Source organism: Burkholderia sp. SIMBA_051, from assembly GCF_046534915.1.
Classification (GTDB): domain Bacteria; phylum Pseudomonadota; class Gammaproteobacteria; order Burkholderiales; family Burkholderiaceae; genus Burkholderia; species Burkholderia ambifaria.
On the sequence record NZ_JAWRXS010000991.1, the window covers coordinates 1 to 231 of the forward strand.

A 231-nucleotide genomic window follows, 5' to 3' on the forward strand; every position below is an offset into this window, starting at 1 on the left:
CTGAGGCGACCGCACTCTTCCAAGAGCGATGCAGCGAATTGCTGGGCCGCCAGCGGGAGCGGATGTTGTTTTATATTGCTCGATGTTATCGCTACGAACGACCGCTAGCCGGTCGCTACCGCGAACTTTCCCAGCTGGGATTTGAGTATCTCTGCCCCGATCCAAAATCGGCGGTCAAACGTAGCCAGGAGATAGCGACCGGGTTTTTCGATTCGCTTGGGCTCCGCTCTG

General features: G+C 57.1%; 1 pseudogene. It reads left to right on the forward strand.

Annotation, left to right across the window (positions count from 1 at the left end):
• Positions 1 to 231 (forward strand): annotated as a pseudogene (locus tag SB771_RS37455) (hypothetical protein); the annotation flags it as partial.